Source organism: Tenacibaculum amylolyticum (genome assembly GCF_964511145.1).
GTDB classification, from domain to species: Bacteria; Bacteroidota; Bacteroidia; order Flavobacteriales; family Flavobacteriaceae; genus Polaribacter; species Polaribacter amylolyticum.
In genome coordinates this window covers 125,805-143,594 of the sequence record NZ_CAZEFZ010000001.1, presented here as the reverse complement: position 1 = coordinate 143,594, position 17,790 = coordinate 125,805, and the positions used below count along the sequence as shown (strand labels likewise).

The 17,790-nt window shown below is 31.1% G+C and carries 13 protein-coding genes; 7 read left to right on the top strand and 6 right to left on the bottom strand.

Annotated features, from left to right (window positions below):
• The first annotated feature begins 27 nt into the window (after positions 1 to 27).
• A complete protein-coding gene (locus ACKTTC_RS00625; protein ID WP_408037331.1) occupies positions 28 to 3,315 on the top strand; it encodes a zinc-dependent metalloprotease in 3,288 nt (1,095 codons plus the stop codon).
• A gap of 85 nt (positions 3,316 to 3,400) precedes the next feature.
• On the opposite strand, the gene ACKTTC_RS00620 is transcribed toward ACKTTC_RS00625, so the two are convergent.
• The 4 genes from ACKTTC_RS00620 to ACKTTC_RS00605 form a co-directional block, all read right to left on the bottom strand.
• Positions 3,401 to 6,127 carry a carboxypeptidase regulatory-like domain-containing protein gene (locus ACKTTC_RS00620; protein WP_408037330.1) on the bottom strand — a complete coding sequence of 909 codons (2,727 nt, stop codon included), beginning with the start codon at positions 6,125 to 6,127 and terminating at the stop codon, positions 3,401 to 3,403.
• 18 nt (positions 6,128 to 6,145) lie between these two features.
• On the bottom strand, positions 6,146 to 7,003 hold the full coding sequence (locus ACKTTC_RS00615; protein ID WP_408037329.1) for a GLPGLI family protein: 858 nt from the start codon (positions 7,001 to 7,003) through the stop codon (positions 6,146 to 6,148).
• 88 nt (positions 7,004 to 7,091) lie between these two features.
• Positions 7,092 to 7,928 carry a GLPGLI family protein gene (locus tag ACKTTC_RS00610; protein WP_408037328.1) on the bottom strand — a complete coding sequence of 279 codons (837 nt, stop codon included), beginning with the start codon at positions 7,926 to 7,928 and terminating at the stop codon, positions 7,092 to 7,094.
• A 12-nt stretch (positions 7,929 to 7,940) separates the two neighbouring features.
• On the bottom strand, positions 7,941 to 8,285 hold the full coding sequence (locus ACKTTC_RS00605; protein ID WP_408037327.1) for a hypothetical protein: 345 nt from the start codon (positions 8,283 to 8,285) through the stop codon (positions 7,941 to 7,943).
• Positions 8,286 to 8,406: 121 nt separating this feature from the next.
• Here ACKTTC_RS00605 and ACKTTC_RS00600 point away from each other — a divergent pair, with 121 nt between their 5' ends.
• From ACKTTC_RS00600 to ACKTTC_RS00590, 3 genes are read left to right on the top strand one after another with little or no spacing between them, the layout of a single operon-like run.
• Positions 8,407 to 10,029, top strand: coding sequence for a sensor histidine kinase (locus ACKTTC_RS00600; RefSeq protein ID WP_408037326.1), 1,623 nt, complete (start codon positions 8,407 to 8,409; stop codon positions 10,027 to 10,029).
• Positions 10,022 to 10,702: a response regulator transcription factor gene (locus ACKTTC_RS00595; protein ID WP_408037325.1), complete on the top strand. Its 681-nt coding sequence runs from the start codon at positions 10,022 to 10,024 to the stop codon at positions 10,700 to 10,702. Before ACKTTC_RS00600 ends, ACKTTC_RS00595 begins: the two co-directional genes overlap by 8 nt.
• 54 nt (positions 10,703 to 10,756) lie before the next feature.
• Positions 10,757 to 11,371 carry a deoxynucleoside kinase gene (locus ACKTTC_RS00590; protein ID WP_408037323.1) on the top strand — a complete coding sequence of 205 codons (615 nt, stop codon included), beginning with the start codon at positions 10,757 to 10,759 and terminating at the stop codon, positions 11,369 to 11,371.
• Here ACKTTC_RS00590 and ACKTTC_RS00585 read toward each other — a convergent pair.
• Positions 11,363 to 12,097, bottom strand: coding sequence for a TrmH family RNA methyltransferase (locus ACKTTC_RS00585; protein WP_408037321.1), 735 nt, complete (start codon positions 12,095 to 12,097; stop codon positions 11,363 to 11,365). The two genes, ACKTTC_RS00590 and ACKTTC_RS00585, sit on opposite strands and share 9 nt — an antisense overlap.
• Positions 12,098 to 12,264: 167 nt before the next feature.
• On the opposite strand from ACKTTC_RS00585, the gene tamL reads away from it, so the two are divergent.
• From tamL to accD, 3 genes are all read left to right on the top strand, one after another.
• The gene (tamL, locus tag ACKTTC_RS00580) at positions 12,265 to 14,736 is read left to right on the top strand and encodes a translocation and assembly module lipoprotein TamL (protein ID WP_408037319.1); all 2,472 of its coding nucleotides are present in this window, start codon (positions 12,265 to 12,267) and stop codon (positions 14,734 to 14,736) included.
• 110 nt (positions 14,737 to 14,846) lie between these two features.
• Positions 14,847 to 15,905 carry a class II fructose-bisphosphate aldolase gene (gene fbaA, locus ACKTTC_RS00575; RefSeq protein ID WP_408037317.1) on the top strand — a complete coding sequence of 353 codons (1,059 nt, stop codon included), beginning with the start codon at positions 14,847 to 14,849 and terminating at the stop codon, positions 15,903 to 15,905.
• A gap of 112 nt (positions 15,906 to 16,017) precedes the next feature.
• On the top strand, positions 16,018 to 16,875 hold the full coding sequence (gene accD, locus ACKTTC_RS00570) for an acetyl-CoA carboxylase, carboxyltransferase subunit beta (RefSeq protein ID WP_408037315.1): 858 nt from the start codon (positions 16,018 to 16,020) through the stop codon (positions 16,873 to 16,875).
• A 61-nt stretch (positions 16,876 to 16,936) separates the two neighbouring features.
• On the opposite strand, the gene ACKTTC_RS00565 is transcribed toward accD, so the two are convergent.
• Complete coding sequence (locus ACKTTC_RS00565) at positions 16,937 to 17,773, bottom strand: hypothetical protein (protein ID WP_408037314.1); 837 nt, start codon at positions 17,771 to 17,773, stop codon at positions 16,937 to 16,939.
• Positions 17,774 to 17,790: the final 17 nt, after the last annotated feature.

Below are 17,790 nucleotides of genomic sequence, written 5' to 3'. Positions count from 1 at the left end.
TAATTAATAATTTAAATTTTAACCCCTATGAATAAAATTACACTAGTGCTAGCGCTATTATGTGTAGGGTTTGTCAATTCACAAAGTTCGTGGAAAAAAATGAATTCCAAAAACACAGCTTCTAAGAGTGAATTAACATTTAGAAAAACGCAACCCAAAAAATTCAACCTATATTCTTTAAATATAGAGAATTTTAAAAATGAACTTACTCAAGGAGCCAGAGGTGTAGAAAAGGTAATCACGTTACCTGGATATAATGGAAAGTTAACAAACTATAAACTTATTGAAGATTCAAATTTTACTGAGCCTGTGAATGAGAAATATGGCTTCATTAAATCTTATTCTATTAAAGGTATCACTGATGAAACGGAAACAGGAAAAGTAAGTATTGGAACAGATGGTGTTCATATTACTATATATTCTGGACAACATCCTACATTTTATGTAGATCCATACACTAAAGATAATGGAACTTATATTTCTTACAATAGAACTAATATTCAAAATACTAGTAATGATTTTCATTGTCTTTTTGAAGAAGAAGAAGTAAAAAAAGAAATTGAACACGATACACATCATCGTACTCCAGACGATGGAAGATTAAGAACGTATCGTCTTGCTTTAGCATGTACTGGTGAATACGCACAGTTCCACGTAAACAATCAAGGTGTTGCTGGAGGTACTGACGCACAAAAAAGAGCTGCAGTATTATCTGCAATGAACACTACCATGGCTCGTGTAAATGGAGTATATGAAAAAGAGTTGGCTGTAAAAATGAATATTGTTTTAACAAACGGTAATAACCCTTTAATATTTTTAGATCCAGCTACTGATAATTTGTCAAATGATAGTGCTGGTACATTAATTAATGAAAGTCAAACTGTATGTGATAATGTTATTGGTAATGCAAATTATGATATTGGACATACATTTAGTACCGGAGGTGGTGGATTAGCCGGTTTAGGTGTCGTATGTATAAATTCCCAAAAAGGTAGAGGAATTACAGGAACAGGAAACCCTATTGGAGATCCGTATGACATTGATTTTGTTGCTCATGAAATTGGACATCAATTTGGAGGGCCACATACATTTAACAACTCATGTAACAACAATAGATCATCCGCTAATGCTGTAGAGCCAGGTAGTGGATCTACAATTATGGCTTATGCTGGAATTTGTTCTCCAAATGTTCAGGTAAATAGTGATGATTATTTTCACTCATTTAGTATTACAAGTATGTGGAATCACATTCGAAGCACCAGTTGTGCTACAATAACTAATACAAATAATGCAACACCTGTTGCTAATGCTGGAGCAGATGTAAGCGTTCCAAAATCTACACCTTTAGTATTAAGAGGTAGTGCAACTGATGCAGACGGAACAGCAGGATTAACTTATTGTTGGGAGCAAATTGATACAGAAATCGCAGTAATGCCTCCTACTTCGGCAAGTGCAGGTGGACCTTTATTTAGGTCTTTACCTCCAACAAATTCTCCTGACAGATACTTACCTGCTCTTTCGAGAGTTGTAGCAGGTTCTACTTTTTCAACATGGGAAGTAATTCCTTCTGTAGCAAGAGAAATGAACTTCTCTTTCTTAGTTAGAGATAATAACCCTGGAGGAGCTGCTAGTGACAGAGATGATTTAAAAATTACTGTTACAGATGCTGATCCGTTTTTAGTTACTGCTCCTGATGCTGCAGTAGTATGGACTACTGGTACTCAACAAACAATTACTTGGAATAAATCAACAACAGATCAAGCACCTATTAATTGTCAAAATGTACGAATTAAACTTTCTACTGATGGTGGACTTACTTTTCCAATTACTCTTGTAGAAAGTACTCCAAATGATGGAAGTCATCAAATTAGTGTTCCTAATAACCCAACTTTATCTGCTAGAATCATGGTAGAGGCTATAGGGAATATTTTCTATAATGTTAATTCTACAAATTTTACCATTAACTCTACAGTTCCTACTTTCATTATGAATAATAATACAAATCAACAAACGGTTTGTAATTCAGGGAACAGTACCGCTGATTACACATTAAACTTTGATTTTGTAAGTGGTTTTTCTGAAACTATAAATTTATCAGCGACAGGGTTACCTAGCGGTGCAGTTGCTAGCTTTAATCCTACATCTATTAGTGCAGAAGGGAATGTTGTTATGACTGTAAGTAATTTAGACGGTGTTAATCAACAAGAATATACAATTGTTGTTCAAGGGCAATCTACTTCTGTAACTCAAACTGCCGATGCTTTTCTAAAAGTAATTGGTGATAATTTCAATAATATTACTTTAACTGCTCCTGTAGATAATGCTACGGAAGTTAATATAATACCAACTTTTTCTTGGGGAGCAGATCCAAACGCGGCTTCTTACGATATAACTGTAGCTAGTGATGCTGCATTTGCAGATGTAATTATCAATGAAAATACTAATACCAACTCTTTTACTCCTACAGCTCCATTAAATCGAAATACTAAATACTATTGGTTGGTAAAACCAAAAAACTCTTGTGGTGAAGGTGCTAATTCTAGTGTTTCGGAATTCACAACAGCAAACCCTTCTTACTGCGCTTCTACTTTTACAAATGATGCTGGGGGAACTGATCATATTACAAATGTTACTTTTAATACCATAAACAATAACTCTGGTAATGATACGGTGGATGGTTATATTGATTATACTTCAATTTCTACAGATGTAACTGCTGGAAATGAATATCCAATAAGTGTAACTTTTGATGCTGCAGGGTTCCAAGATCATGTTTATGTGTATATCGATTGGAATCAAGATTACACCTTCGATAATGATACTGAATTATACGATTTAGGATCTGGTTCTGGAAATATTAATACCCGTAACTCTAACATTACTATTCCTAACAATGCTTTAAATGGATCTACACGTATGAGAGTTATTATTCAGTATTTTGATGGCGCTGGATTCCCGTTAACTGTAGGAGCATGTGACGCAAACCATGCATCTGAATGGGGAGAAACAGAGGATTACACAATAAATGTTAGTAACCCAACTGCATCTATTGATGATCTTGCTTTTGAGAATTTTATATTATACCCTAACCCTTCTAATGGTAACTTTAATGTAAGCTTTAAAGTTTTAAATTCTGATGAAACTACAATTAAGTTATTTGATATTAGAGGAAGATTAGTAGAAAGTAAAGCGTTTAGAAATACACCAGCTACTTTCTCTGAAGAATTCAACTTTAATAATTTAAATGCTGGTTTATATTTGTTACAAGTTGAAAATGGTAATCAAAAAGCAACTAGAAAGATTATTATAAGATAAACTAGTAATATTAGTTTACTCTTTAAAATGATAAAAAGGCGCGTTGTATATAACGCGCCTTTCTTTTTGATTAATACAAAACAAACTATAAATTGTACTTTACACTAAAGGTTACAAATCTTGGTTGTACAATGTATGCTGAAGAACTATTAAAAATAGCATTCGACTCATCTTGATTTAAAGACCTTGTATTTAACAAATTCGTTGCTTTGATAATGTATTCCCATTTACTTCCTCCTTTTTGGTAGCTTAAATCTGCATCCCAAAAACTATAATCGTTCAATGTTCTTGATTGATTTCTAAAATTGTTATACGTGTATTTTGTGTTGAACACTAATTCATCTGTAATAAACGTATCAAAACTTACAAAAGGACTATGCGTTGTAAAAGTATTCACAATTCCTCCTTGATCATATTTATTAATACTTACATTATAACCTATATCAAAATTAGGGGCATTTCTAAAATTAGAGCTAAATCTTGTATTATAATTTTGTGTAAACGAATTCGACTCTCTATTTTCATTTTCACCTGTTAGTCCAGAAAAGAATAAATTATTAGAAATTGCATACGCCACATTTCCTCCTAGTGTTACTTTAAATTTTCTATAACTCTTCTGAAAATTTGCATTAGCAGAAATCGTTTCATCAGGGAATACTGAATTAATAGAAGTAGATACTTGATCTACTCCATCAAAACGTGTAGCTCCTTTTACTGCATCAATTCGTTTGCTATAGTTAATATTTGCAAAAACATTCGTGTAATTAAACATATTGAAACTGAAATAGCTCAAATTCACATTATGAGATAATGAATTTTCTAATTCTCTATTCCCGCTATACAAACTATTATAATTATTAAATACAAATCCTTCTGCAACACTGTTAATATCTGTAAAACTAACTTGCTGACTATAATTTAATCTCAGTGTTTCAGATTTCTTAAGTGCAACTTTAATAGAAGCATCTGGTAATAGTTTTGTAAAACTGTTATCAAAAACACTCCCTAGTTGTGTGTTTTTTGCTGAGTACTTATGCGCAGTAACCCCTTGATTAAATGTAAAAATTCCAGTAATAAACTTATAGTGTAATCCAACATAATAATCATCAAAAGAATAATCTACATTATTAATTGCATTTGGATTATTAATATTTTGTTGATCTCCGTTTGTTAATACTTGAAATACATCTGAGTTAAATTCTTGATTACTCAATGTAGTTCCTAAAGTTACGTTTACATTACTCTTAGGATTAATTACATAGTAATAATCTAATTTTGCATCAACTTTATTCGTTTTTACTCTTTTATTCTGAGAAACATCAAATAACGGTTGATCTGTTAATCCTAGTTGATTAAAAAACGACAACTGAGATAATCTTGCATTATAAAATGGATCTTCATCTTGCCATAAATGTTGTGCTTCAAAAGCAAATATGTTGCGATCGTTTAATGTATAATAGTAGTTAATATTCTGATTAATCGAAAAAGGATTCTGCGTTGTTAACTCTGTAATAGGAACCGTAGTTGTTATTCCTCCGATAGTTGTTCTTTCTGAAGTTAACAATTGTCTTTCTTGCTGATCTGAAATTTTCGCAAAAATATCATAATCAAACTGATTATCTGTGTTTGGCTTATAACTAGAACTTAACTTAATCAATCCTAAATCGTTTTGCTGGTTTGTGGTACTTTGTGTAGTTTCTGTATCTATAGCTGCATCGTTGTTATTATCTGGATTTAAGTAATTACGTATTGTATTTTCTTCTAAATCCGTATCTGATCCAGAATAAATTGCAAATCCGCTAATATCCCAATTCTTTTTAGGAGCATAACTAAAATTAAGTGCGCCAAAACGAGATTCAATTTCTTTAGCCCTATTATTTCTTAATGTTAAGAAACCAATATCTGAAGAGGCAACATTAAACCCTGTTCCTCTTCCTCCTCCACCTCTAAAACCTCCAGTGAACTTAAAATAATCGCGACGTGTAAAAGGGATTTCCCCAATGTTATTAAAATCGGTAATTAAATTCAAGCTATACTTTGGACTGTAATAAAATAATTTTGGATGTACTATGTATCTAGTATCTTCTGTTCCCATACCAATTCCAGCAGCAACTTCTCCAAACCAAAAATTCTTTTTCCCTTCTTTTAGCTTTAAATTAATCACAATGTTATCTTCATTATCAGTAACACTACTCATTTGTCGTACTTCACTATGATTCTTCAATACTTGCACCTTATCAATTGCATTTGCAGGAATATTTTTAGTAGCTAGCTTCGTATCTCCATCAAAAAAATCTTTTCCTTCTACCATTACCTTATTCACGGTCTTTCCTTCCACTTGAATTTCTCCTTCATCATTCACTTCTACACCCGGTAATTTCTTAAGAACATCTTCTAATTTTTTTTCAGTACCACTCTTAAAAGAATCTGCATTGTAAACAATTGTATCTCCTTTAACTGTTACTGGCATTTTAGAAATAATTTCTACCTCATCTAATGTATTATCTAAGGCGAGTATAATATCTCTTGTTAAATCTGCTTCTTTTGTTCCAACTTCTAAAGTTCCTGTTTTCATTCCTACATAACTTGCTTTAACAGTATAATTCGCATTCTTATTCAGGTTCAATTTATAATTCCCAAATGCATCTGTAAAACCATAGGAGTCTATCTTTTTAGTTTGTTTGTTAATAGCAATAATATTTGCCATTTCTAATGTATTACCTATACTATCTTTTACTACTCCCGTAAGTTTAATTTGGGCACTAGTATGACAAGCAATTAATAAAATTGCTATAAGAATTATTTTTTTCATTATTAAAAATTTGATTATCTAACGTCTAGAGCCTCGACCTCTTCCTCCTCTTCTTCCCTTCCATATTTCTTGCATTTCTTCCATCTTCTTTTTCACAATAGCATTGTATTCTTTTCTAGTTACTTCTTTTCCTTTAGAAGGCTCTTTAATATCAATTGAATTTTTAGGATTCAACACAACTTCTGTACATAAAACTGTAGTGTTTCCTGCATTTACCTCTAAGATTAAACCTGGTAACCCCCAATATTCTCCTGGTCCGTTACTAACTGGAATTTGTGGTGTATACCATGCAGTTACTAAAACTTCTTTTGGCATTTCTATATCTTCAGTTACTTTTTTAGTAGCCTCATCATCTTTTCTTTTTTTATCTCTACCACGACTTCTTCTTCGCATATTTTGCCAATCTAAAGCGTCTGTTTTTTTTAACATTGTAGCCTTATAACAAACATAGTTTCCTATTTTTTTGGTTTCTGCTCCCATTTCCCAGCTAGGCAGCTCAACTTTTTCTTTAATTAAAAAGTTTTTTCCAAAAAATTCTGTTTCTTCTAAAAAGTCTTTACTAATTGTATTTTTATACTGTGTTCCTCCTGTAAAACCTCCAAATCGAAATCCACCTCCTCTTCCAGGTGCTTCTAATTTTTCTTCTTCTTCGTATATAGAAGCTGTTTTATTAAAGTTTAATATGTATGTCTTTTCTAACATGTTTTTCATCCGATCCATTATCCGCTTCTTTTGCTGTTCAGACATATCACGATTATTGAATCGTTCCATATCAAACGATGTTTTAGATTGATAAACAGCTCTTCCAGAAAAGTTTTTTTGTGCAAAACACACTACAGAGCAAAAAATAAATAGATAAGTAATAAGTGGTTTCATATCGATTAGCTTTATTTATATTCAAGATAACTTCAGTTATCTTCTGTTAGACTATAGAATAAACTAAAGGTTTAAACCACTTATATAATTAACCTCTAATCTCTATACTAATAGATTCTCCATTACCTTTTGTTTTTCTATTATTTTTAAATCGCTCCATCATTTCTTCTGTTTTCTCTTCCATAATTTTATCGAACTTTTCTTGAGATACTTTTTTTCCTTTTCTAGGTTTTTTTATCTCAATTTTTTCTGATGGATTTAAAACAATTTCTGTACACACAATAGTTTGTTTTCCTTCATGAATTTCCAAAATCAATCCTGGCAACCCCCAATACATTCCTGGTCCATTGCTCACTGGAATTTGTGGTGTATACCAAGCTTCTGTTGTAATAGTTACTGTTTTTGTGCTTTCTTCTTGCTCCCCATCTGTCATGGTAAAACTTCTTTGTTCTTCTTCTCTAGATCTTGTTGCCTTATAACAAGTATAGTTTCCTATTTTTTTAGTTTCAGAAGTCATTTCCCATGGTGTCTCTGGCAATGTATCTTCAATAAGAAATCGTTTTCCGCTAATCTCTGTTTTATTAATATATTCTTTATGTAATACATCTTTATATAACACGTCGTTTCCTCCACCATTTCCAAACATCATTATTTGTACACCTCCGCTATTAACTTCTGGTTCTAACTCTTTATTCTGTGTATAAGTAGAAACAGATTTATTAAAAGCTAGTGTATATGTTTTCTGAAACATTTTTTTCATTCTTTCATGCAATTTCTTTTGTATATCTGAATTAGGAGCATTATCACCAGAACTAACTTTTATGTCCATATTTCTATGGGTTTTATATGTTGCTTTACCCTGAAAATTTTGTCCATAAACGGCTACCGTTAACATTGACACAAATAGTAAAATTATATTTCTCATGACTCTTGTTTTTTATAGTTTTTGGATTGCTTTTGTTATTCTTTTTGCTATGGTTATTGTATGATCTATATCTTCCGATTTACCTCTAACAACAAATTTATATTTGTATTTCTTTTCACATTCTTTTCTGTTTTCATCCTTTACATTACAGCCAATAGCAATCTTATCTTCTTTATCGTTATCCTTAACAATCTCTTTTATATTGTCCCATTGAATCGTATTTAATTCATCTAAAGAATCAACCGTGTAAATAAGTGATATTATTTTTCTGTTATGAATTTCTGCTGTAGTTACCTCTTCTTGTCCACTTAATTTTGCTGCTACGAGAAGCATTAGTAATAATAGAATTTTGTTCATAGTTTGTTGATTTTTAAATTACACTACAAATATGTTTTTGATTTTTTTGCTTTTGAGTTAACTAGTGTTAACTAGTGTTAACCGATTGATTTTATATCTATTTAAACCGTAATTTTGGGATATGAAAACTCAGAAACATCAGTGGATCATCTATTTTATTACAGCAACTATTCTTACGACAATAGCTGTTCAATTTTATTGGAACTATAAAAATTACTTGCAAAACAAGCAGCGGGTAATGAACGAGATTCAAATAAGCTTAGACAATTCTATTGAACAATACTTCGCTGATTTATCTAAGAGGAGTTATTTCGCTATTGTTACGAATAAAAAAGATTCTACTACTAAAGAGAAAACAAGTGCTATTTGGAAAGACATTTTTAAATCCATAGATACTTCAAAAAAGGATTCTGCAAAAACAAAAAGCAAAAAACAGGATTCAATTTATAATACAGTTGATTTTAGAGTTACTTCTATTAATTTTGAGACAGATGACACAAAAGACTTTAGAGATACTTCTCATATAATAGATAGTATTATGTGCGATCATGAATTAGATCATTCTCATGATAAAAGATTCAACAGCTCAATAAAAGCCATTACTCAATTTAATAAAGATGGAAAAACTGGTGTTCATATAGAACAAAATAGTGCAAGCGATGTAAGGGTTTTTAGAGGAAAGAGAGCAACTGATAGTCTAAAACTAATTAAAGGGTTAGAAACTATTTTTGTGGCTGTTCAAAATGACACTATAAATCCCGAAAAAATAGATTCTATACTTCAGCAGCAATTAGCAGCAAAAAAAATAGCTGTTAATTATGGCTTCGAATACTTTAAAAAAGATACCATTTACACAATTTTTAACCCTATTACTTCCAAAAACCTTAAGGTAATTGATTCAAAGTCTACCTTTCTAGGACCTGACAATCGTTTTGTAATGAAATATTCTAATCCTTCTATAGAAGCATTAAAAAGAAGTTCTACTGGTATTTTATTATCCTTGCTATTATCATTAGCTGTTATTTCCAGTCTTTTTTATTTATTAAAGATAATTAATCAGCAAAAGGCTTTAGCTGAAATTAAGAACGATTTAATTAGCAATATTACACACGAATTTAAAACACCAATTACCACAGTATCTACAGCTTTAGAAGCTATTAATAATTTTAATGCTATTGAAGACACTGAGAAAACAAAAAAATATGTAAGTATTTCAGAAAATCAAATAAAAAAATTACATCTAATGGTGGAAAAGTTATTAGAAACCGCCACACTAGACAGCGAAAAACTTTTACTAAAAAAGGAGACAATTGATATTGTTGTACTATTAGAAAAACTTACCAAGAAACATCAATTACTTACTACAGAAAAACATATTTCTTTCGCTAGTGATGGATCAGAATTATTATTTAATATAGATGAGTTTCACTTTGAAAATTCAATTTCTAACCTTATTGATAATGCAATTAAATATGGTGGTAACGAAATACAAGTAGCTTTACACACTACAAGTAATGGTATTGCTATTTCTGTTACCGATAATGGAAAAGGAATTGACAAAAATCAACAAGACAAAATCTTTGATAAGTTCTACAGGATTCCAAAAGGAAACACTCATGATGTAAAAGGTTTTGGTATTGGATTATATTACACTAAAAAAATCATTGAAAAACATAACGGTACTATAAGCTTACATGCTACCCCTGGAAAAACCGTTTTTAAAATTAACCTGACTCATGAGTAAAAAGATAAAATTATTACTAGCCGAAGATGAACCAAGTTTAGGTCAAATTGTAAAAGAAAGTTTAGAAACTCGCGATTTTGAAGTTTTTCATGCATTGAATGGGGAATTAGCTTATGATATTTATCAAAAACATCAACCAGAAATATTGGTATTAGATGTAATGATGCCTAAAAAAGATGGCTTTACATTAGCAAAAGAAATTAGAGCAGAAAATAATAGCATCCCTATCATTTTCCTTACAGCTAAATCACAAACTAAAGATGTAATAGACGGCTTTCAACATGGAGGAAACGATTATTTAAAAAAACCTTTCTCTATGGAAGAACTAATTGTTAGAGTTCATAGTTTATTAGATAGAGTTACACTTAAAAAGAATTTAGAAAAAATAACTATTGGTGATTTTATTTTTAATTACGAAAAACAAAAACTCTATTACAATAACGAGGTAGAATTACTTACTCATAGAGAAGCAGAATTGTTATATTATCTCACAGAGAAAAAGAACGAAGTACTAGACAGAACTTTCATTCTAAATAAATTATGGGGTAACGATGATTTTTTTAACGCTAGAAGTATGGATGTCTTTATTTCAAAGCTTCGCAAAAAGTTAAAAAAAGATACTTCAGTGGAAATCATTAATGTTCGTGGGTATGGATATAAATTAACGTACTAAAACTAAAATAATCGGAAATAATATGTAATTTTGACCTCCTTAAAACTATGTTGTATGCACATTGCAATTGCAGGAAATATTGGGGCTGGTAAAACTACTTTAACTAAGTTATTAGCAAAACATTATAATTGGGAACCGCATTTTGAATCGGTAGATGAGAATCCATACTTAGACGATTTCTACGGAGAAATGGAACGTTGGTCGTTTAACTTACAAGTATATTTTTTAAATAGTAGATTTCGTCAAATTCTTGAATTACGTAGATCTGGAAAAACTATTATACAAGATCGTACTATTTATGAAGATGCTCATATTTTTGCTCCCAACTTGCATGCCATGGGATTAATGACCAATAGAGATTTTGGTAATTATTCTTCTCTTTTTGAGTTAATGGAGAATTTAGTAACACCACCAGATTTACTAATTTATTTACGTGCAGATATTTCTACTTTAGTAGGACAAATTCATAAAAGAGGACGCGATTATGAAAGTTCTATAAGTATCGATTATTTAAGCCGATTAAATGAGCGTTACGAAGCATGGATTAGTAAATACAATAAAGGTAAGTTATTAATTATAGAAGTTGATAAATTAGACTTTGTAGATAGACCTGAAGATTTAGGTTATATTATTGATCGTATTGATTCACAGATTAACGGATTATTTTAATCCTCTTCTAAATTCACTTAATAAAATAGCAGTTGCTGTGGCAACATTTAAACTTTCAGTTTTCTGAATAGTTCCAAAACGTGGTATTGTTAGTTTATGTTGAATGATCGCTTCTATTTCTTTGGAAATACCATTTGCTTCATTCCCCATAACTAACATTGCTTCTGTAGGTATTTTAGTTTCGTATATGTTGTCTCCATCCATATCAGCAGCATATACTGGTAATTGTGTTTTTTGAATAACTTCGGTAAGATTTGTATACACAATAGAAACTCTAGTAACACTACCCATTGTAGACTGTATTACTTTTTGATTATATACATCTACTGTATCTTTTGAACAAATTAATTCTGTTATACCAAACCAATCGCATAATCGAATAATAGTTCCTAAGTTTCCTGGGTCATTGATCGTATCTAATGCTACTACAAGCCCTTTATCTGTAATTGGTTTTTGCTTTGGAATCTTAAAAACCCCTAATACTTGATTTGGTGTTTTTAATCCACTTATCTTTTTAAGTTCTGCTGGAGCTATTCTAATTATTGATTCTGTAATACCGGAGGCATCAAAATCATCTATAGCAAAAATAGTCTCAACTTCTAATTCAGAAGCGAGAAGTTCATGAATTACCTTTACTCCTTCAGCTACAAACAAACCATGTTGTTGTCTGTACTTTTTTTGACGTAAACTATTAACTAATTTTATATGATTTTTAGATAAACTCATTGGCAGTTTTTTAACAGCAATTAACTATAAAAATGGTATTTTTGAAAAATCCGTTACCTTTGGATTGATTTTTGTAAAACTTTACACTAGGGTAACAACTTTAAATTATAAAGCAAGCCTCCATAATTAAGTGCAAAGTTAAGAGGTTAAATGCGATCGTAAAGTTAATGAAAAAACTTTCTTTTAATTTTTTATGTATTCTTCTTTTATGCTCTTGTAGTACTACAAAGCATGTTCCTGTAAATGAATTATTACTGACTAAAAATACTATTGTTGTAGACAGTGTTAAAAATAAAGAAGAACGAATAAAGGGTTTATTACTACAACGTCCTAATGCCAAAGCACTTGGTCTTCCTCTTTCTTTATATTTCTATAATTTAGGAAACCCTAAAGGTTCACAAGATGTAGAAGCATGGGCTAAAAATCATCCTAGATGGTACAACCTTTTTAAAGATATATTTTCAGAAAAGCAGAGTATAGCAGTAGCTAATACTTTTATTGGTTTGAACAATTGGTATTTGACCAATGGGCAACCTCCTGTAATTATAGACCAAAAGAAAACTAGAAGAACTGAAAAGAAATTACAAAACTACTTTATAACTGAAGGATATTTTAGAAATAAAGTTTGGTCTAAAAAAGATACTGTAGGAGATAAAAAAGGAGCTATAACTTATTTTGTAGAAAAAAACAAGCCTTCTTTTCTAGATAGCATTTACACCAATATAAAATCTAAAGTAATAGACTCACTATACAATCTTGAAAAAGACAAAAGTTTTTTAAAAGTTGGAGCTCATTATAAAGATCAAAGTTTTATTAACGAAGCAAATCGCCTAGTCAAATCTTTTAGAAATAAAGGAGTTTATCATTTTAACGATAATTACATCTTATTTTCAATTGATACGCTTCAAAATTATCAGAAAACAAAAGTAGAGTTAGATATTTCAGATCGTTTGGTGGAAGAAAATGGTTCTTACGTTTCTAAACCTTTTAAGGTACAGAAAATTAAAGAAATTAACATCTATACTGACTATACTTATACTAACAGAAATGAACCTTATTTAGATTCTGTTTCTTATAATGGCATTAATTTTCTTGCTCACAAAAAACTAAAATATAACCCTAAATATCTTGGGCAATCTATATTCATTAAACCTAATCAGATCTATACAGACTCTCTTAGAAATTTAACCCAAATTCATTTAAGAGGTCTTAAAAACTTTAAAGCTACCTCTATTCGTTATAGTTCTTTAAATTCAGAAGAATTAGCCGCTAATATTTTCCTTACACCTATAGAAAAGTATACGATTGGTGTAGAAACAGAACTTTCTAGGTCTAACATTCGAAATTTTGATGCATCGGCAAAGTTTTCTATTTCTAATAGAAATACCTTTAAAGGTGCAGAAATTTTTAAACTTTCTTTTTCTGGAAGTTACTTCAACTCTAATAATGGTCCAGGTTGGGAAATAGGTGCTAACGCTTCTTTGGAAGTTCCAAGATTCATTGCTCCTTTCGGATTTCATAAGTTAGTTCCTAAAAGAATGCTTCCCAGAACAACCTTTACTACTGGTTTAGCCATTCAAAAGAATATTGCTTTAGATAAACAAAACATTTCTCTAGGTATTGATTATAAATGGCAGTATAACAAGAAAAAATCTATACAATTAGAATTATTAAACGCTCAATATATTAGAAACTTAAATGTGAGCAATTACTTTAATATCTATAGGTCTGAGTATAATAGTTTAACCAGAATAGGAGAAACTGTGCTTCCAAATGTTACAGCACCAGAGAATGAACCTGGTAATTTTTCGGCTATTACCACGTATGCCAATCAAATTGCTAGTTCTCCTAATTTAGATGCTGCAAGTGCTACAGTTTTATTAAACATTATAAATAGGTACCAAATTATTACCTCAGATTTCTTAATTCCTGAAATAGCATATTCATTTACTTATAACAACCAAGAAAATGTAAAAGATGCTAGCTTTTCATATTTTAGAATAAGAGTTGCTAATTCTGGGAATGTAATGGGACTGCTTTCTAATCAGACAAATGCTAATAATCAAAAAACTGTTTTTAAAATCCCTGTAGCGCAATATTTCAAAACTGATATTGAATACAAAAAGTTCTGGGATTTAGGTCAGAACAATGTGTTAGCGCACCGTACTTTTTTAGGTGCAATCATAACATATAATAATTCAGATATTCCTTTCTCTAGAAGTTACTTCGCTGGTGGTTCTAACGATATTAGAGCTTGGAGAACTTATGATTTAGGTCCAGGAACCAGGCCTCCAGGATTAGAATATAATATAGGAAGCTTAAAGTTTTTATCTTCTTTTGAATACCGTTTTGATGTTGCTGGAAGTTTAAAAAGTGCCATCTTCGTGGATGCTGGAAATATTTGGGATATAACCAATTCTTCTTTAGTAGACGAAGCTGCTCGATTTAACGGTTTAAAATCATTAACAGACATGGCTGTGGGTGCTGGCTTTGGTTTCCGATATGATTTTAGGTTTTTAGTTGCTAGACTAGACCTCGGTTTTAAAGTAAGAGAACCATACTTAACTCAAAACAGATGGTTTCAGCATTTTAATTTTGCCAATGCTGTTTATAACATTGGAATTAACTATCCTTTCTAATATAATTATGTTACGATAACGTAATCGTAATCAATCTCTCTTTTTACCTCTATGCATTAAAAAATTATGTAGTTTTGTTTCTATTCAAAAACTAATCTAAAATTTTTAAAATGATTAAACCAGGAGTAGCCACAGGACGAGAAGTTCAAGAAATATTTAAGCTTGCTAAAGAAAAAGCATTCGCTTTACCAGCTGTAAATGTAGTTGGTTCTAATTCTATAAACGCTGTTTTAGAAACAGCAAAAGAAGTAAACGCTCCTGTAATCATCCAATTTTCTAACGGAGGAGCACAGTTTAATGCTGGTAAAGGATTATCTAACGAAGATCAAAAAGCAGCTATTGCCGGTGCAGTTGCTGGAGCAAAACATGTACATTTAATGGCTGAAGCTTACGGCGTACCTGTTATTTTACATACAGATCATGCTGCTAAGAAGTTATTACCTTGGATTGACGGTTTATTAGATGCAAGTGAAAAGCATTTCGCTGAAACAGGAAAACCATTATATAGTTCTCATATGATTGATCTTTCTGAGGAATCTTTAGAGGAAAATATTGAGATTTGTAAAGAATATTTAGCTCGTATGAGTAAAATGGGAATGACTTTAGAGATTGAACTAGGTATTACTGGTGGTGAAGAAGATGGTGTTGATAATACAGATGTAGATAGCTCTAAATTATATACACAACCAGAAGAAGTTGCTTATGCTTATGAAGAATTATTAAAAGTTAGCGATCAATTTACTATTGCAGCAGCTTTTGGAAATGTTCATGGAGTATATAAACCAGGAAATGTAAAATTAACTCCAAAAATCTTAAAGAACTCTCAAGAGTATATTTCAGAAAACTATAACGTACCGCATAATACAATCGATTTTGTTTTCCACGGAGGATCTGGTTCTACTGTAGAAGAAATTCGTGAAGCTATTGGATATGGAGTTATCAAAATGAATATCGATACCGATTTACAATATGCTTTCAACGAAGGAATTCGTGATTACATGAAAGAAAATGCAGCTTACTTACAAACTCAAATTGGAAATCCAGAAGGAGACGACGTACCAAACAAAAAATATTACGATCCACGTAAATGGTTACGTGAAGGTGAGAAAACCTTTATTACACGCTTAAAAAAGGCTTTCGAAGACTTAAACAATATTGATACTTTGTAATTTTTAGGGTGATATTTAAAATTTATTTTATTATTTAGCATGATATTTTAGAATTAAGTAGTAAACTTGAACCCTAGAAACAGACTAACTAATACTATATAACACCTATACTATGGCTTGGTTTAAACGAAAAGACAAGGGAATACAAACCCCTACAGAAGAGAAGAAAGACACACCAAAAGGTTTGTGGTACAAGACTCCAAGTGGTAAAATAATTGACACGGATGAGTTAAAAAAGAACCTTTATGTGAGTCCAGAAGACGGATATCACGTAAGAGTTGGTAGTACAGAATATTTCGAGTTATTTTTTGACAATAATGAATTTACAGAGTTAAACGAAAAGTTAACTGCTAAAGATCCATTAAAGTTTGAAGACACTAAGAAATATCCTGAGCGTTTAAAAAGTGCACAAGAAAAAACAGGTTTAAAAGATGCTGTAAGAACTGCAGTAGGTAAATCATTAGGTAAAGATTTAGTAATTGCCGCTATGGATTTCGCTTTTATTGGTGGATCTATGGGAAGTGTAGTTGGAGAAAAAATAGCACGTGCTATTGATTATTCAATAAAACACAATATTCCTTTTTTAATGATTTCAAAATCTGGAGGAGCACGTATGATGGAAGCATCTTTATCTTTAATGCAATTGGTAAAAACTTCTGCGAAGTTAGCTCAATTAGCAGATGCTAAAATTCCTTATGTATCTTTATGTACAGATCCAACAACAGGAGGTACTACAGCTTCTTTTGCAATGTTAGGAGACATTAATATTGCAGAACCTAATGCTTTAATTGCATTTGCAGGACCTAGAGTTGTAAAAGATACAACAGGAAAAGAATTACCAGAAGGTTTCCAAAGATCTGAATTTGTCTTAGAGCATGGTTTCTTAGATGCAATTTATGAACGTAAAGACTTGAAAGAAAAGGTGAACTTGTATTTAGATTTAATACAAAATCAACCTGTAAGAGCATAACCAAAAAACCAGCCATTAAGGCTGGTTTTTTTCTGAAAAACTACTACATACTACTGTTTTTCTATCTTCTTCTTAAAGAAATTTCTCTTGTTTCTCCATCTGCATTTGTTACAGTAGCTTTATTATCACATTCCCCATCTCCAAAGTCTAGGGTATACATTGTTCCATTTTTAGTAATCTCCGTTACTCCACTAACTATATATTTACAAGCATATTCTCTGCGTAAATTCTCAACAATATTTCCTGTAAACTCATTTCCTTCCTTAGTAACAAATTTCCAGTTTCCAGAAATTGAATACACATCATCTCCTCTATTTGCAGTATCGTCTCCTTCAATTTTTTCTCTTATTCTTGTTCCTTCCAAACTTACTGTTTCACCTGTAGAAAGTATTACTGTTATTGCAACAGTATGTGTAGCTTCTTTGTTACCATTTCCATTCTCCTTTACCTTTACAACAGATTTCGATCCTTCAATTTGATTTCCATCAATAGCAAAACCATCAAACGTAACGGATTTAGAATATCCTGTATCTGTTCTTTCATATACAATAATGATCTTTCCCGAAAACTCACGCCCTCTTCTTCCCACACAACCATCTCCAAAATCTAACGTAATCGTTTTAGTTTGATTTTCTGCATTCTCTTCAACTGTTCTCACCACACAATCTGCTACACTACTACTTTGATCTGTTCCTCTTCCTAATAAATTAAAATCATTATCATCATCTTCAAGTACATTATCTATATCTGCAGTAATATCGTCTGTTAGAACTACACTTTCAATATCTGCTGTACTTAAATCACTGTCAAAAACATTCTCTTCATTATTAGAACATGCAGTAAGAATCATTCCTCCAATAATTGCTAAAAATCCAAATTTTAAAACTTTACGTGTCATAATTAATAGAATTTAAA

Excerpts from the sequence above, each read along its gene's own strand:
- ACKTTC_RS00625 (WP_408037331.1), top strand. The coding sequence starts at position 28 with ATGAATAAAATTACACTAGTGCTAGCGCTATTATGTGTAGGGTTTGTC.
- ACKTTC_RS00620 (WP_408037330.1), bottom strand. The coding sequence starts at position 6,127 with ATGAAAAAAATAATTCTTATAGCAATTTTATTAATTGCTTGTCATACT.
- ACKTTC_RS00615 (WP_408037329.1), bottom strand. The coding sequence starts at position 7,003 with ATGAAACCACTTATTACTTATCTATTTATTTTTTGCTCTGTAGTGTGT.
- ACKTTC_RS00610 (WP_408037328.1), bottom strand. The coding sequence starts at position 7,928 with ATGAGAAATATAATTTTACTATTTGTGTCAATGTTAACGGTAGCCGTT.
- ACKTTC_RS00605 (WP_408037327.1), bottom strand. The coding sequence starts at position 8,285 with ATGAACAAAATTCTATTATTACTAATGCTTCTCGTAGCAGCAAAATTA.
- ACKTTC_RS00600 (WP_408037326.1), top strand. The coding sequence starts at position 8,407 with ATGAAAACTCAGAAACATCAGTGGATCATCTATTTTATTACAGCAACT.
- ACKTTC_RS00595 (WP_408037325.1), top strand. The coding sequence starts at position 10,022 with ATGAGTAAAAAGATAAAATTATTACTAGCCGAAGATGAACCAAGTTTA.
- ACKTTC_RS00590 (WP_408037323.1), top strand. The coding sequence starts at position 10,757 with ATGCACATTGCAATTGCAGGAAATATTGGGGCTGGTAAAACTACTTTA.
- ACKTTC_RS00585 (WP_408037321.1), bottom strand. The coding sequence starts at position 12,097 with ATGAGTTTATCTAAAAATCATATAAAATTAGTTAATAGTTTACGTCAA.
- tamL (WP_408037319.1), top strand. The coding sequence starts at position 12,265 with ATGAAAAAACTTTCTTTTAATTTTTTATGTATTCTTCTTTTATGCTCT.
- fbaA (WP_408037317.1), top strand. The coding sequence starts at position 14,847 with ATGATTAAACCAGGAGTAGCCACAGGACGAGAAGTTCAAGAAATATTT.
- accD (WP_408037315.1), top strand. The coding sequence starts at position 16,018 with ATGGCTTGGTTTAAACGAAAAGACAAGGGAATACAAACCCCTACAGAA.
- ACKTTC_RS00565 (WP_408037314.1), bottom strand. The coding sequence starts at position 17,773 with ATGACACGTAAAGTTTTAAAATTTGGATTTTTAGCAATTATTGGAGGA.